Source organism: Arthrobacter sp. 7Tela_A1 (assembly GCF_049311065.1).
GTDB lineage: Bacteria > Actinomycetota > Actinomycetes > Actinomycetales > Micrococcaceae > Arthrobacter_B.
On sequence record NZ_JAXIOO010000019.1, the window covers coordinates 1 to 14,542 of the forward strand.

Consider the following 14,542-nt stretch of genomic DNA (forward strand, 5'->3'; position numbering starts at 1 on the left):
GGGCGGGAGGGCGCCGAATACGACGGTTCCAAGGACCTCTCCGCCGCGCTGGACCGGATGCGCGAAGGGGTGGACACCGCAGCCGGCTACATCAAGGAACAGGGCTATGGCCTGAAGATCGCACTGGAACCAAAACCGAACGAACCCCGCGGCGACATCCTGCTTCCCACCGTCGGCCATGCCCTGGCGTTCATCGCCGAACTGGAGAACGGCGACATCGTTGGCCTGAACCCGGAAACCGGCCACGAACAGATGGCCGGGCTGAATTACACCCACGGCATTGCCCAGGCACTTTGGGCCGGGAAACTCTTCCACATCGACCTCAACGGGCAGAAGTCGATCAAGTACGACCAGGACCTCGTTTTCGGCCACGGCGACCTGACCAGCGCCTTCTTCACCGTGGACCTGCTGGAGAACGGCTTCCCGGGCGGCGGGCCGAAGTACGAGGGGCCGCGGCACTTTGATTACAAGCCCTCCCGCACCGACGGGTACGACGGCGTCTGGGCCTCCGCCGCAGCGAACATGTCCATGTACCTGCTGCTCAAGGAACGGGCGCAGGCGTTCCGCGCCGACCCGGAGGTCCGCGAAGCCCTGGAGGCCTCGGGTGTGTTTGAACTGGGCGAGCCGACACTCGCCGCCGGGGAAACGGCTGCGGACCTGATGGCGGATTCCGCGTCCTTTGAGGAATTCGACGCCGGTGCTGCCGCACAGCGTAACTTCGGCTTCATCCGGCTGAACCAGCTGGCCCTGGAACACCTCCTCGGAGCCCGCTGACTCCCGCCGGTCCGTCCGCCGGAACCGGACCCGCCGGGCAGGTTTTGCTAGCATCCAAGGTCCGGGCACCCCAGCCCGGTCCGCCCCGAAAGGTACCCCCATGCCATTAGTCGCAGGAGTGGACAGCTCCACGCAGTCCTGCAAGGTCGTGATCCGCGACGCCGAGACCGGTGCCCTGCACCGGCAGGGCACCGCCCGCCATGCTCCGGGGACGGAGGTGGATCCCGAAACGTGGTGGAGCGCGCTTCTCGAAGCCGCGGATGCGGCGGGAGGACTCGACGACGTCGCGGCCATCGCAGTCTCCGGCCAGCAGCACGGCATGGTCTGCCTGGATGCGGACGGCGCCGTGGTGCGCCCGGCCCTGCTCTGGAACGACACCAGGTCAGCCGGTGCCGCGGCAGCCCTGGTGGCCGAGGCCGGACCGGACGGGGCACGGTATTGGGCCCAGACCACGGGCAGCGTCCCGGTGGCCTCCTTCACCGCAACGAAGCTTCGCTGGCTGGCAAAGAATGAACCGGAAAACGCCCGCCGGACGGCGGCAGTGTGCCTGCCGCACGACTGGCTCACCTGGCGCCTGGCCGGCTACGGTCCGGGCAGCGGAGCCGAAGGACTGGCTGCGCTGCGGACCGACCGCTCCGATGCGTCCGGCACCGGATACTGGTCACCGGCAACGGGACAGTACCTCCCGGAGATCCTGGAAAGGGCACTCGGCCACGTTCCCGTCCTCCCCGGAGTGCTCGGCCCCCTGGAGCCCGGGCTGCAGACGCCAGCCGGGGCCGTCCTGGGCCCGGGGACCGGAGACAACGCCGGTGCGGCACTGGGTGTCGGCGCCGGCGTCGGAGACATCGTGGTTTCCGTGGGCACCTCAGGCACAGTGTTCGCCGTCGTGGACCAGCCCACAGCGGACCAGACCGGACTCGTGGCAGGATTCGCCGACGCTACGGGCAACTTCCTGCCGCTGGCTGCAACCCTCAACGCCTCCCGGGTGCTCGATGCCACCGCGGCGCTTCTCGGCGTCGACCTTCCCGCACTCACCGAGCTCGCGCTCTCGGCCGAGCCGGGCTCCGGAGGGCTCACGCTCGTGCCCTACTTCGAAGGTGAACGCACGCCTAACCTTCCCGAGGCGCAGGCCAGCCTGCACGGAATGACCCTTGGCAACTACACGCCGGCGAATCTGGCACGGGCCGCCTTCGAAGGGGTGGCCTGTTCGCTGGCCGACGCTTTCGGAGCCTTCACCGCGCTGGGCATCGAAGCCCGCCGGATCATCCTGGTGGGCGGCGCGGCACGCTCTGCGGCCATGCAGCAGGCACTGTCCTCTGTTCTGGGAATGCCGGTGGACGTGCCCGAGCCCGGGGAGTACGTGGCCGACGGCGCGTCCCGGCAGGCGGCCGCGGTGCTGGCTGGCCGCTGGCCGGAATGGAAGACCCAGGACTCCCTGACGGTTGCCGAGCCTCCCGCACCCCAGGTGCTGGAACGCTACCTGGCAGCGGCGCACCGACAGTACGGCGCCGGCTCTCCCGGCCGTCCGGCCGCCGGGTAGCGGCAGGGGTCCGGGGGAACGGGCAGATGGCGGAATCCAGGGGGCCCAACGGCCGCCCGCTTGAGCTTGCGGCCGGGGACTACAGGGCGACGATCTATTCGGCCGGCGCGGCGCTGGGCAGCCTCACCTGGCGGAACCGGCATCTTGTGCTTCCCCTGGCCCCGGATGAGATTCCGCCGGCCTTCTCCGGGAAGGTGCTCCTGCCGTGGCCCAACCGGATCACCGGCGGGCGCTACGTCTTCGGCGGCGCGGTGCACCAGCTTCCGGTCAACGAGCCGGAGACCGGTTCTGCCCTGCACGGCCTGGTGGCCTGGCAGGAATGGACCGTCACGGAATCCTCTGCCAGCCGTGCCGTCCTCGAGTACCGGCTCATGGGACAGCCGGGTTACCCTTTTCCGCTGGACTTCCGTGCCACGTACACACTGGACTCCGCAGACGGACTGCTGCTGGAACTTCACGCCCGGAATCCGGGAACAGCTTCCGCACCCTACGGGGCCTCGGTTCACCCGTATCTCACGGCAGACGGCGCTTCCGTGGACCGCTGCGTCCTGGACGTCCCGGCACGCCGGGTCCTCGGCGGGCCCGAATCTCCCGGCCGGCCGCTCCCGCTGGAGGAACTCCGGGACACCGGCGGCAGTCCGCTGGCGTTCCACGCACCGGAACCGATGGCCGAACGGTCTGTGGACCATGCCTTCACCGGCCTGCCCGGCGGTGAATGGCGGGTTAGCCTGACCGATCCGGCCACCGGATTCGGCGTCCTCCTCACCGCCGACGGCAGCCAGGCCCCGTGGCTCCAGGTCTACTCCGGGGAAAAGGTGGCGCGCCGCGGCGTGGCCGCAGAACCGATGACCTGCCCGCCGGATGCCTTCAACTCCGGGGAAGACCTCATCACCCTGGCGCCCGGAGAGGAGCACCGCCTGGCCTGCCGCATTTCGGCGGCTGTTGGGGAGTCCCGCCCGGCACCCTGACCTGCGGTATCCGGTAGATTGCGACTTTGTTGCCTCAGGTAAAAATCTTTGGCTACTGTGACTCCTGTAACGCCAGTGCCCGGAGAGTCTGTTGAGCCGGATGATTATGGACGGAAAGAAAACAATGAGAGTTTTCTGCAGGAGTGTGCTGCAGCTGGATGGAACCGTCCGCTGGCCGCAACCGATCGCCGCGCGAGTCCTCCGCGGCGCCGGAGCATGAGCCTTACCAAACCGGCAAAAGCGCCCGCAGCGGACCCGTCTCCGCAGCGTCCCCAGCGGATCACGGACCGCGGAAGCACCCGTGCCCTCTGGTACCTGGTGCCCGCTTTGCTGGTTTTCGCCCTCTTCCTCTTCTATCCCCTGGGGCGGTCGGTCTTCCTGTCCTTCCAGGGCAGCGACCTGTTCGGACGCCCTTCCGGATTTGTCGGCTTCGACCAGTACACCCGGCTGTTCACGGATTCAGGGTTCTGGACCGTCATGGGCGTCACGCTCGGGTTTACCGTCCTGACCGTTATTCCCTCCATCGCCGTGGCCCTGGCGCTGGCCCTCCTGCTGCACCAGAAGATCCGGGGCATCCGGTTCTTCCGCACGGCTTTTGCCCTGCCGTTCGCCTATTCCGTGGCAACGGCGTCGGTGATCTTCGGAGTCATGTTCAACCAGGCCACGGGCGTGCTGAACGGCATGCTGGCATTCTTCGGCGTGGACCGGGTGGGCTGGCTGACCGATCCGGCCTGGGCGCTGATCTCCGTGTCGCTGGCCACCGTCTGGATGCAGCTTGGCTACAACCTGCTGGTGCTCTCCGCCGGACTCGGTGCCGTGTCCGAAGACGTCGTTGAGGCTGCACGGCTGGACGGCGCGCACGGCTGGCGGATGCAGCGTTCGATCATCATGCCGCTGCTGACTCCGCAGCTGTTCTTCCTGCTGGTCACCGGAACCATCCACGCCCTGCAGAGTTTCGGCCAGATCCACATCCTGACCAAGGGCGGACCGCAGGACAGCACCACCACGCTCGTCTACTCCATCTACGAGCAGGCCTTTGCCAACAACAACTCGAACTTCGGTTATGCCTCCGCCCAGGCCGTCGTCCTGCTGATCATCGTGGTAGCGGTGTCCGCCATCCAATTCGGCGTCCTGGAACGAAAGGTGTTCTACCGATGAGCCGCACCGTAACCGCCGCCGCCCCGCAGGGCCGCAAAGCACAGCAGGGCAGCAGCGGCTCGTCCGCAGCCCTGCGGAGACCGCAGCGGCGTCCCCTGACGCTGGGACGTGTCCTGACCTATGCCGCCCTCACCCTGGGTGCCGTCGTCGTCCTCTTCCCGGTCTATTTCGGCTTCATCGGTTCCTTCATGGGTCCGGCTGACATCAACGCCTACCCGGCTTCCCTCTGGCCGTTCAACGGCTTCCGGGTAGAGAACTTTGCCGGCGCGCTGGACTCGATTCCGCTGGCCCGCCAGTACCTGAACTCCGTGGTCATGGCAGGGCTCATCACGCTGGGACAGCTGGTGACGTCGCTGATGGCGGCTTACGCCCTGGTGTTCCTGAAAGTGCGGGGCAAAGCCTTTTGGTTCGCCCTGTTCCTGTGCAGCATGATGGTCCCCGCCGAAGCGATCATCATCCCGAACTACCTGACCATGTCCTCGGCAGGACTGATCAACACCATCCCCGCGCTGGTACTGCCGTTCCTGGCCCACGGATTCGGGATCTTCCTGCTGCGCCAGGCGTTTATGTCCTTCCCGATAGAACTGTGGGAAGCGGCCAAGATCGACGGCGCCGGACACCTGCGTTTCCTGCTCTCAGTGCTGGTTCCGCTGTCCAAGCCGACCCTTGCCGCGCTGGGCATCTGGTCCTTCCTCTCGGCCTGGAACATGTACTTCTGGCCGCTGCTGGTCACCCAGACCCCGCAGATGCAGACGATCCAGATCGGCATCACGCAGCTGCGTTCGGCGGACAACTTCAACGCAGGGCTCGTCCTCGCGGGAACGGTCCTGGCCATCATTCCCACGTTGCTGCTGGTGATCTTCGGCCAGCGCTTCATTGTCCGCGGCCTCACCGCGGGTTCCATCAAGTAGGCACCACCACCTGCATCATCCGCGAACCACTTCCGGTTCAACCCTGAAAGGGAATTCAATGCGAAGCACAAGCAGAGCGCGCCGCCTGCCAATGATGGCTGCCGGCGCCGCCGCACTCGCCCTGACGCTCTCCGCCTGCGGCGGCGGCAGCGGTTCGACCAGCGCGTCAGATGCTCCTGGAGCGGACGCGCTGGAGAACGCCGAAGGCGTCACGACCGTCAACTTCTGGCACTCCATGGACGGCACTAACGGTGAGACCCTCAACCAGCTGATCACCGACTTCAATGCAGCCAACGAAGGAAAGATTGAAGTCAAGGGTGTCTACCAGGGTGACTATGACTCCACGATCACCAAGTACAAGGCAGCAGTCCAGTCCAACAGCACGCCCAGCATGGTGCAGATCTATGACATCGGCACCCAGTTCATGATCGACTCCGGGGCCGTCATGCCCACGCAGGCCTTCATCGACCGCGACGAGTACGACGTGTCCGACCTGCAGCCCAACATTGCCGGCTACTACTCGATCAACGACGAGCTGTGGTCCATGCCGTTCAACACCTCCATGCCGGTGATGTACTACAACAAGACACTGTTTGAGGCTGCCGGCCTGGATCCCGAAAAGGCACCGGAAACCCTCGACGAGGTCGCCGAAGCGGCCAACAAGCTCTCCAAGAAAAACGGCGGCCCGGCCGAGTTCGGATTCAATGCCGCGATCTACGGCTGGCTGCTGGAGCAGGAAATCGCCGCTAACGGCGCCCTGTACTGCAGCCCGGACAACGGCCGCAGCGGTGAGCGCGTCACCGAGTACAGCTTCAACAATGACACCGCAGTGCAGTTCGTCGACTGGTGGAAGGAACTGGTGAGCACCGGAGTGGCGGGCAACACCGGCCGTGCCACAGCCGATGCGCAGAACGCGTTCAAGTCCGGCACCATCGGCATCACGCTTGAGTCCACCGGTGCCCTGGGCGGAATGCAGAAGGCCGCTGAGGAGCAGGGCTTCGAACTGGGTGTTGGCTTCTACCCGAAGATCGAGAAGAACGATTCCGGTCCGATCATCGGCGGTGCCTCGCTCTGGATCTCCGACGAGGGACACTCCGACGCTGAGAAGGAAGCCACCTGGCAGTTCATGCAGTACCTGGCCGAGCCGGCCACCCAGGCCACCTGGCACACCGGCACCGGCTACTTCCCGATCTCCAAGGCTGCCCTCGAGGAGCCGGAGGACATCGCCTGGCGCGAACAGTACCCGCAGTTCGACGTCGCCGTGCAGCAGCTCGAAGGCACTGAACTGACTGCCGCCACGCAGGGCTGCTCGGCCGGTTCCATGCCCCAGGCCCGCAAGGCTGCCGAGGATGCACTCGAAGGTGCACTGCTCGGCGGAGACAGCAAGACCGAGCTCACGGAGTCGGTCGAGGAACTCCAGACCGAAGTGGATAACTACAACAACTCGGTGCAGTAACCCGTCTTCACCTTGGGCGCCGGTGCGGCCATGATGGGAATCCCCCTCATGGAAGCACCGGCGCTTTGCTGTCCGCCGGGACAGCTGGGGTAGTTTGCCCCTGGTCGACCGTCCGGAAAAAGATATGTGAAGGTTGCTTACTATCTGATCACCGACGAGGAGGACCAGTGGAAGCAATGGTGTACCGCGGCCCGTACAAGATACGGGTCGAAGAAAAGGACATCCCGCGCCTGGAGCACCCGAACGACGCGATCATCGTGACGCTGGCGGCAATCTGCGGCTCCGACCTGCACCTGTACCACGGGCTGATGCCGGACACGCGGGTGGGAACCACCTTCGGACACGAGTTCATCGGCGTGGTCGAGCAGGTAGGTTCCTCGGTGCAGAACCTCAAGCCGGGGGACCGGGTGATGGTTCCGGCCAATATCTACTGCGGCTCCTGCTGGTTCTGTGTCCGGGGGGTTGTATTCCAACTGCCACAACGTGAATCCCAATGCCACAGCCGTCGGCGCGCTGTACGGCTACTCGCACACCACGGGAGGATACGACGGCGGGCAGGCCGAGTATGTGCGCGTGCCGTTTGCCGACGTCGGGCCCTCGCTGATTCCCGATTGGATGGCGGATGAGGATGCACTGATGTGTACCGACGCGCTGGCCACCGGATACTTCGGCGCCCAGCTGGGCGACATCAAGGAACGCGACACCGTGGTGGTGTTCGGTGCCGGGCCGGTGGGACTCTATGCCGCCAAGTCCGCCTGGCTGATGGGTGCCGGGCGGGTGCTCGTGATTGACCACCTGGACTACCGGCTGGAGAAGGCGCGGGACTTCGCGCACGCCGAAACCTATAACTTCACGGAATATGACGACATTGTGGTCCAGATGAAGAAGGACACCGGATTCCTGGGTGCTGACGTGGCCATCGATGCCGTGGGAGCCGAGGCTGACGGGAACTTCCTGCAGCACGTCACCGGCACCAAGCTCAAGCTCCAGGGCGGATCCGCCGTCGCCCTGAACTGGGCAATCGATTCGGTCCGCAAGGGTGGAACGGTCTCCGTCATGGGTGCCTACGGTCCCATCTTCAATGCCGTGAAGTTCGGCGACGCCCTTAACAAGGGCCTGACCCTGAACATGAACCAGTGCCCGATGAAGCGTCAGTGGCCGCGGTTGTTCGAGCACATCCGCAACGGATACCTCACGCCCAGCGACATCATCACGCACCGGATTCCGCTGGAGCACATCGCCGAGGGATACCACATCTTCTCCTCCAAGCTGGATAACTGCATCAAGCCCGTGATCGTCCCCAGCGCCGTAGCCTGACCACAGCGATTCGAAGGAAGAGTTTCCATGGCCTACACCGCCAACAACCCCGTACCCGTCCCCACTGCCGAGGAACTCCGGGCCCGCATCCCCGGGTGGGGCGCGGACCTGAATCCGCTGGACCGTCCCTCCGTTCCGAAGCTGCAGTTCGATCCCGGGCGCACCGGCGCGCACTGGGACTTCCCGGACCGGCAGGAGGAAACCTACCCCCGGGAACGGTCGATCGAGCACGGGATGCTCACCCCGGTCTTCGGCACGTCCGTGCCGCTCAAGGGCGTCTCCGGAGTAATGCGCCGCTACGCCTACCGCCGCTACAGTGAAGCCCGGGCAGCGCACTGGCTGATCCTCCTGGCAGCGGACCGGGTGGACGCCTTGGAGGCCCGGATCTCCTCGCTGGCAACGCTGCGGCCGGATAACCCGGTTACGGAAACCGGCGTCCTCAGTGAGTTCCGGCGCGGCGGAGTCTCCTCCCGGGCAGGCCGGCGCCGGGCGGACGTGAACCACCAGTGGATCGATCCCGTTCTGGTGGGGCTGCCGTGGGTGCTCGCCGGGGGAGCGGCCTTCGCGGGAGTGCGGGCGTTGCTCAGGCTCAGTCGCCGGGTCCAAGCGCGGTAACCGTTTCGGGGTGGTCTTCTGTGCCGGCCGGGACCGGCCTACGCTTCCCGGTATGACGCAGGATCCAGTTCAGTCCAATCCGGAGAACTACGCGGTGGTCTTCGAGAACGACCGCGTACGGGTGCTGGAATACCATGACCATCCCGGCACAAAGACAGTCATCCACCGACATCCGGACAGTGTGATGATCACCGCCAGTTCCTTCCGCCGCAGGCTCACGATGGGGGACACGCAGCGAGAAGCCGACCTGCCGGCCGGCGCCGTCCAATGGCTCCCGGCCCAGGAACACGTAGGCGAAAACACGGGTGAAACAGACACGCACGTGTTCTTTGTTGAACTCAAGGACTAGAAAGCCGGAGTTCAGTAATCCTTGACACGTCTTAGAGATTACGTAATTCTTGAGGCATGAGTTCGCACGAAGACCGCCTGCAGGCGCTCGAGGAACGGGTTGCTGTCCTGGAGGAACGGCTTCTGGCGGCGCCGCCTGCAGCACACCAGCAACCGGGCCCTGGCACCCCCGAGACCGATGATGTCTTCTGGGTGCTCAACGGCATCCGCAACCGCTACCCGGAACCCGGGGTTGTCCTGTTCGCCGGAACCGCCGGCACGCCGGCCGGTGAACGGTACGAGTACCAGTACGGCCTGGAAACAGAACACCTGCTCGACGTCGACTGGGGACCCTTTGCTGAGTCCCTCGCCGCGCTGGGCAACCCGGTGCGGCTTTCGATCCTGCGCGCCGTCCTGGGCGGAACCGAGACCGTCGCGGCGCTGGCGGAGGAACTGGGAGCCGGCACCGCGGGGCAGATTTACCACCACGTGAACCAGCTAAGTGCCCAGGGCTGGCTCGCCGCGCATGCCCGTTCCCGCTACCGGGTCCCCGCGCCCCGGGTGATCCCGCTGCTGGCCATCCTTACCGCTGCTGCAGGAGGCAACTGAGATGCCCGAAACGACAACCCGCACCAGAAAACTGACGCCCCGCCTGATCGCGGGAGGTGCTGCCGCCGCCGTCGTCCTGCTCTGCGGACTGGCAGCCGCCCCCTGGCCGCCAAAGTTGTCCGGCAGTGTCACAGGTGATACCGCGCTGGCCGAGCGGGTGCGTCCGCTGCTCACCGCTCCGGCGAACCAGGTCAGCGTGGCCTGGATCGACGGGGACAACGTCCGGTACGCAGGCTTCGGTGCCGATGAGCACACCGAATACGAGATCGGGTCCGTCAGCAAGACCTTCACCGCCTCACTGCTGGCCGACGCCGTTGAGCGCGGCGAGGTGACGCTGGAGACCACGGTGGCCGACGTCCTGGGAGAGGACCTCACGGATCCGGACGCCGAAATTGGCACGGTGACCCTGGCCGAGCTGGCCAGCCACCGTTCCGGGCTTCCCCGGCTGGCAACGGGCCCCGATGCCCTGCCCTCCCTCCTGGCGGGCCAGCTGCTCAACCGCGATCCCTATACCGCAACGCCGGAACAGATCCTGGCCCAGGCACAGTCCGTGGGCCTGGCCGACCGCGGCACCGTGAACTACTCGAACCTGGGATATGCCTTTCTCGGCCAGCTGCTGGCACTCTCTGCCGGTCAAAGCTGGGAAGAGCTGCTGCAGGAGCGGCTGCTGGACCCGCTGCAGCTCGAAGCAACGCACGCCCCCGTCACCGCGGAGAACCTGCACGACGGCGCCCCCACCGGGCGCAGCGCGGCTGGCCGGCCGGAGGATGCCTGGACCCTGAGCGGCTCGGCGCCCGCCGGAGGCATCCGCTCCACCGCTGCCAATCTGGCCGTCTATGCCCAGGCACAGCTGGACGGAACCGCTCCCGGCGCCGAGGCCCTGGAACCACACTGGGACGGGGATGGGGGTTCGCGCTACGGCTTGGCTTGGGTTACCGAGGAACGAGGAGACCGGGAGATTACCTGGCACAACGGACAGACAGGCGGCTTCTGGTCCATGGTTGCCCTGGACAGGGATAACGACCGTGCCGTGGTGATGCTTTCCAACGTGGCTGCGGGGCAGGAAGAAGCGGCGTTCGAGCTGCTGGCCGGAGGCCCGGAATGATGGCCGGGGTGATCGGCTGGGTGTTCCCGCTGGGCCTGGTGGTGTACTGCGGCTGGGTTGCCTTCTTTGCCTGGACCCTGTCGATCCCGGAGAAGACCCGCGGCGCATACCTGGCAACGCTGTTGGAAGCGGGCTTTGTGGCAGTAGTTATGAGGCTGATGGTGGAATGGTCCCCGGTCACCATCTGGCTGTGGGTCCTGTCCGCGGCAGCACTGGCCGCGGCCGTAGCCGGTCTGGTAGTCCGCTGGCCCGAGCTCCCCAGCCGCCGCGGAAAGGCGACTGAGCCCCACGCTGATTTCCCCGGTGTGGTTCCCGCCCGGAAACCCGGCCCGGGCCGCGTGGCACTCACCGGTTATGCTGCCCTGCTGGCCGCGGCCGTGGCTGTCTCCGTGATGGTCGGCTGAGCGCGCCGGCAGCAGGGAATTACGTTCCAAAGACGCGGCGCAGGAACCTGACCGCAGCCACTTCGTCCTCGATGCCGCCGCCTTCATGCCCGTTGTAGGGCCAGACCAGGAGTTCCTTGGGTCCGGCGTAGTTGTTGTACGCGGCGTAGACGGTCGACGGCGGAGTCACCTCGTCCATCAGCCCCACGGAAATAAGCGCGGGGACCCGAGCACGACGGGCAAAGTTGACGGCGTCGAAATACTGCAGCGTTTCCATCACCTGCTCCGCCTGCCCGCGGTGGACGGCCAGATAGTCCCGCACCTCGCGGTAGGGGTAGGCGTCCGTGACCTGCACGGCGCGGGGCAGGTCCGAGAGGAACGGCACGTAAGCGACCACCGCAGAAAGTCCCGGAGCCAGCGCTGCTGCAGCCAGCGCTGCGGCGCCTCCCTGGCTTCCGCCGACGGCTGCGCAGCGTGCAGGATCCACCATCTCCAGGGACCGCAGCGCCTCCACTGCGCGGACGGCGTCGGTGAACAGCCGCCGGTAGTAATAGGTGTGCGGATCAGTGATGCCCCGGGTCATCACGCCCGGGCCCTGCGGTCCGGCACTGCCGGAGGCATCCGGCGTCGCGCCTTTGCTCCAGCCCGCTCCCTGGCCGCGCGTGTCCATCTGCAGGTGGGCGAAGCCCGACGACGCCCAGAACAGATTCTCATGCGCATCCCCGCGCCCGCCCCCGTAGCCGACAAACTGCACGACGCCGGGCAGCGGCCCGCCGGATCCCCGCGGTACACGCAGCCAGGCACGGATGGGCTCGCCGGCGTAGCCGTTGAACGTCACGTCCCAGACGTCCACTGTGGACAGCACAGTCTCGACCGGTTCCAGGATCAGGCCCAGCGAATGGGCCTGCGCTTCCTGGGCGGTTTGCTTCCAGAAAGCGTCGAAGCCGGCCGGGTCGGTCTGGCTGCCACCATAGGCTTCCAGCTGGTCAGCGGGCAGGTCCGTGTACACGTTTCTTCCTCCTACAGGGCTGTGACTTCCACCCCGCAGTGCAGCCGCCGGGTGTGGTCCACCGAGCGTACCGGGCCGGAAAGCGTGATCCGGGCTGCCAGGCGGAGGTCCGTGCTGGAGGCGCCAAACCGCAGTTCCAGGTCCCCGGGTTCAACGAGCCGCTGCAGGCCAATTCCGGTAAACGAGGCCAGGTCCGCCGGAATGGTGAACCGCACCCGGGCTGATTCTCCGGCCTGCAACGGGACGCGTGCGTAGCTAATGAGCCGCTGCACCGGCCGGACCACGCTGGCCACGGGATCGTGCAGGTACAACTGGACCACCTCCACGCCCTCGCGGCCGCCGGTATTGGTGACGGTCAGGGCAGCCTCCGCTTCACCGTCGGTCCCGATCTGCGTCTGCCCAACAACGAGGCCGTCCCAGCTGAACGCCGTATACCCCAAGCCGTGGCCAAACCCGAAGGCCGGGGTCGGATCGATGCTGGACACATCGGTAGGCCCGGCAAGGGGAGCTGCCAGGTAGCTGGCCGGCTGGCTCCCGGGCGTCGCCGGAACGCTGATGGGCAGCCGGCCTGAGGGATTCACCGCACCGCTGAGCACCCGGGCTACGGCCGGGCCCCCTTCCTCGCCGGGAAAGAATGCCTGTACGACGGCGGCGGCTCTGGAGGCTGCGGCCCCCAGCGCGTAGGGGCGCCCGGTGAGCAGCACCGCCACTACGGGGGTGCCGGATTCCAGCACGGCGTCCAGGAGCTGCTGCTGGACGCCCGGCAGCACCAGCGATTCGACGTCGCAGCCTTCCCCGCTGGTGCCGCGGCCAAAGAGTCCGGCCCGATCGCCCAGCACCGCGATAACTACATCCGCCTCTCGGGCGGCCGCGACGGCGTCGCCAATTCCCGAGACCTCCGGCTCATCGATTCCGCAGCCCTGCACGCAGGTGATCTCGCTGTCCGGGAACTCCGTGCGGAGCGAGGCCGCCACCGTGGGCAGGTCGATCCCTGCGGGGATGTCCGGGAACTGCGATCCCACGTGGGCCGGGAACGAATAGCAGCCCAGGAACGCCAGGGGATTCTCGGCATTGGGGCCGACGACGGCGATGCGGGCCGGCGACCGCAGCGGCAGCACCCCGTTGTTGCTGAGCAGGATGATGGACTGCTCTGCCAGTTCGGCCGCCAGCCGCCGGTTCTCCGCCGGGTCAAGGTTGACGGTTCCCTCGACCGCCTGCAGGTCCGGGGCGCCGGCGGACAGGGCCTCGGGAACCGGAGTCCAGTCCTCATCGAGCAGGCCGAGTCCGATCTTCTGCATCAGGACCCGATGAGCAGCCCGGTCCACCAGCTTCGGGTCGATGCGGCCGGCGTCGAGTTCTGCCAGCAAATGGTCTCCGTACGCGTCGACTGTGGGCAGCTCTACGTCCACGCCGGCGGAAAGGGCCGCCACTGCCGCCTCCCCGCGGGTTCCGGCAATGCCGTGCAGTTCCTCCAGGAAACCGATACCGAAGTAGTCCGCCACAACGGTCCCGCTGAAGCCCCAGGCGTCCCGCAGCAGGCCGGTGAGCAGCTGCCGGTCAGCTGCCGAGGGCACGCCGTCGGTGTCGGTGTACGCATGCATCACCGAGCGGACGCCCGATTCCCGGACCGCCATCTCGAACGGCGGCAGGACGACGTCGGCGAACTCACGCGGACCCATCGAGACCGGAGCCAGGTTCCGTCCCGCGCGGGACGCTGCGTAGCCGGCGAAGTGTTTGAGCGTTGCCACGATCCCGGCGTCTTCCAGGCCCTGGACGTAGGCAGACCCGATCGAGCCCACGAGGTAGGGGTCTTCGCCCATGGTCTCTTCGACCCGGCCCCAGCGGGCATCGCGCACCACGTCCAGCACGGGAGCCAGGCCCTGGTGGATTCCGACCCGGCGCAGGTCTGTGCCGATGGCATTGGCCATGCGTTTCACAAGCACCGGGTTGAAGGTGGCGCCCCAGGCCAGCGGCACCGGATACGCCGTCGCGCCCCAGGCAGCGAACCCGGCGAGGCATTCCTCGTGTGCCATGGCAGGTATTCCGAACCGGTTGGAGGCGGCGATCCTCTCCTGGGTGCGCATGAGTGACAGCGCGCCGGCACCGGCGTCTACCGGCCGGGTGCCGAAGGGCCGGGTGAGCTGGCCCAGTCCGTTGGGCAGCAGCGCCTCCAGATCCGGAGGTTCATTCATTTCGTGCTGGTGCGGGGCCACTTCGGCGCCGTCGGCGGAGGCGCCGACCCAGACCCCGATGAGCTGTGCGGTTTTTTCGGCGAGGGTCATCCGGGCGAGCAGCGCCTCGGCACGTTCGGCGGCTGGGAGGGACGCGTCCCGCCAGGGGACGCGTTTCAGTGTGGTGTCAGACATGGAT

13 protein-coding genes and 1 pseudogene are annotated in these 14,542 nt (G+C 66.7%); 12 read left to right on the forward strand and 2 right to left on the reverse strand.

Annotated elements, in window-relative coordinates; all coding sequences use genetic code 11:
* From TVB01_RS09595 to TVB01_RS09650, 12 genes and pseudogenes are all read left to right on the forward strand, one after another.
* The coding region (locus tag TVB01_RS09595; protein ID WP_422455668.1) for a TIM barrel protein at positions 1 to 774 on the forward strand (774 nt) is incomplete at its 5' end.
* 100 nt (positions 775 to 874) lie between these two features.
* Entirely contained in the window at positions 875 to 2,314 is a 1,440-nt protein-coding gene (locus TVB01_RS09600) for a xylulokinase (protein ID WP_422455669.1), read from the forward strand.
* 26 nt (positions 2,315 to 2,340) lie between these two features.
* Complete coding sequence (locus tag TVB01_RS09605; protein WP_422455670.1) at positions 2,341 to 3,282, forward strand: aldose-1-epimerase; 942 nt, start codon at positions 2,341 to 2,343, stop codon at positions 3,280 to 3,282.
* A gap of 216 nt (positions 3,283 to 3,498) precedes the next feature.
* A complete protein-coding gene (locus TVB01_RS09610; protein WP_422455671.1) occupies positions 3,499 to 4,440 on the forward strand; it encodes a carbohydrate ABC transporter permease in 942 nt (313 codons plus the stop codon).
* The gene (locus tag TVB01_RS09615) at positions 4,437 to 5,351 is read left to right on the forward strand and encodes a carbohydrate ABC transporter permease (protein WP_422455672.1); all 915 of its coding nucleotides are present in this window, start codon (positions 4,437 to 4,439) and stop codon (positions 5,349 to 5,351) included. The genes TVB01_RS09610 and TVB01_RS09615 overlap by 4 nt, the downstream gene beginning before the upstream one ends.
* 58 nt (positions 5,352 to 5,409) lie before the next feature.
* Complete coding sequence (locus TVB01_RS09620) at positions 5,410 to 6,807, forward strand: ABC transporter substrate-binding protein (protein ID WP_422455673.1); 1,398 nt, start codon at positions 5,410 to 5,412, stop codon at positions 6,805 to 6,807.
* 167 nt (positions 6,808 to 6,974) lie between these two features.
* Positions 6,975 to 8,124 (forward strand): annotated as a pseudogene (locus TVB01_RS09625) (zinc-dependent alcohol dehydrogenase).
* Between the two features lie 27 nt (positions 8,125 to 8,151).
* The gene (locus TVB01_RS09630) at positions 8,152 to 8,739 is read left to right on the forward strand and encodes a hypothetical protein (RefSeq protein ID WP_422455674.1); all 588 of its coding nucleotides are present in this window, start codon (positions 8,152 to 8,154) and stop codon (positions 8,737 to 8,739) included.
* 52 nt (positions 8,740 to 8,791) lie between these two features.
* Positions 8,792 to 9,088: a cytoplasmic protein gene (locus TVB01_RS09635; protein WP_422455675.1), complete on the forward strand. Its 297-nt coding sequence runs from the start codon at positions 8,792 to 8,794 to the stop codon at positions 9,086 to 9,088.
* A gap of 56 nt (positions 9,089 to 9,144) precedes the next feature.
* Complete coding sequence (locus TVB01_RS09640) at positions 9,145 to 9,675, forward strand: ArsR/SmtB family transcription factor (protein WP_422455676.1); 531 nt, start codon at positions 9,145 to 9,147, stop codon at positions 9,673 to 9,675.
* A 1-nt stretch (position 9,676) separates the two neighbouring features.
* Positions 9,677 to 10,780 carry a serine hydrolase domain-containing protein gene (locus TVB01_RS09645; RefSeq protein ID WP_422455677.1) on the forward strand — a complete coding sequence of 368 codons (1,104 nt, stop codon included), beginning with the start codon at positions 9,677 to 9,679 and terminating at the stop codon, positions 10,778 to 10,780.
* Entirely contained in the window at positions 10,777 to 11,184 is a 408-nt protein-coding gene (locus TVB01_RS09650) for a hypothetical protein (protein WP_422455678.1), read from the forward strand. The genes TVB01_RS09645 and TVB01_RS09650 overlap by 4 nt, the downstream gene beginning before the upstream one ends.
* A gap of 19 nt (positions 11,185 to 11,203) precedes the next feature.
* Here TVB01_RS09650 and TVB01_RS09655 read toward each other — a convergent pair whose 3' ends face one another.
* Together TVB01_RS09655 and TVB01_RS09660 are read right to left on the reverse strand one after the other, a co-directional pair.
* A complete protein-coding gene (locus TVB01_RS09655) occupies positions 11,204 to 12,172 on the reverse strand; it encodes an acetylxylan esterase (RefSeq protein WP_422455679.1) in 969 nt (322 codons plus the stop codon).
* Between the two features lie 11 nt (positions 12,173 to 12,183).
* Positions 12,184 to 14,538, reverse strand: a complete 2,355-nt coding sequence (locus tag TVB01_RS09660) for a beta-glucosidase family protein (RefSeq protein ID WP_422455680.1) — start codon at positions 14,536 to 14,538, stop codon at positions 12,184 to 12,186.
* Positions 14,539 to 14,542 lie beyond the last annotated feature (4 nt).

Bases quoted from the DNA above. Each gene is read 5' to 3' on its own strand.
- TVB01_RS09600 (WP_422455669.1), top strand. From the start codon at position 875: ATGCCATTAGTCGCAGGAGTGGACAGCTCCACGCAGTCCTGCAAGGTC.
- TVB01_RS09605 (WP_422455670.1), top strand. From the start codon at position 2,341: ATGGCGGAATCCAGGGGGCCCAACGGCCGCCCGCTTGAGCTTGCGGCC.
- TVB01_RS09610 (WP_422455671.1), top strand. From the start codon at position 3,499: ATGAGCCTTACCAAACCGGCAAAAGCGCCCGCAGCGGACCCGTCTCCG.
- TVB01_RS09615 (WP_422455672.1), top strand. From the start codon at position 4,437: ATGAGCCGCACCGTAACCGCCGCCGCCCCGCAGGGCCGCAAAGCACAG.
- TVB01_RS09620 (WP_422455673.1), top strand. From the start codon at position 5,410: ATGCGAAGCACAAGCAGAGCGCGCCGCCTGCCAATGATGGCTGCCGGC.
- TVB01_RS09630 (WP_422455674.1), top strand. From the start codon at position 8,152: ATGGCCTACACCGCCAACAACCCCGTACCCGTCCCCACTGCCGAGGAA.
- TVB01_RS09635 (WP_422455675.1), top strand. From the start codon at position 8,792: ATGACGCAGGATCCAGTTCAGTCCAATCCGGAGAACTACGCGGTGGTC.
- TVB01_RS09640 (WP_422455676.1), top strand. From the start codon at position 9,145: ATGAGTTCGCACGAAGACCGCCTGCAGGCGCTCGAGGAACGGGTTGCT.
- TVB01_RS09645 (WP_422455677.1), top strand. From the start codon at position 9,677: ATGCCCGAAACGACAACCCGCACCAGAAAACTGACGCCCCGCCTGATC.
- TVB01_RS09650 (WP_422455678.1), top strand. From the start codon at position 10,777: ATGATGGCCGGGGTGATCGGCTGGGTGTTCCCGCTGGGCCTGGTGGTG.
- TVB01_RS09660 (WP_422455680.1), bottom strand. From the start codon at position 14,538: ATGTCTGACACCACACTGAAACGCGTCCCCTGGCGGGACGCGTCCCTC.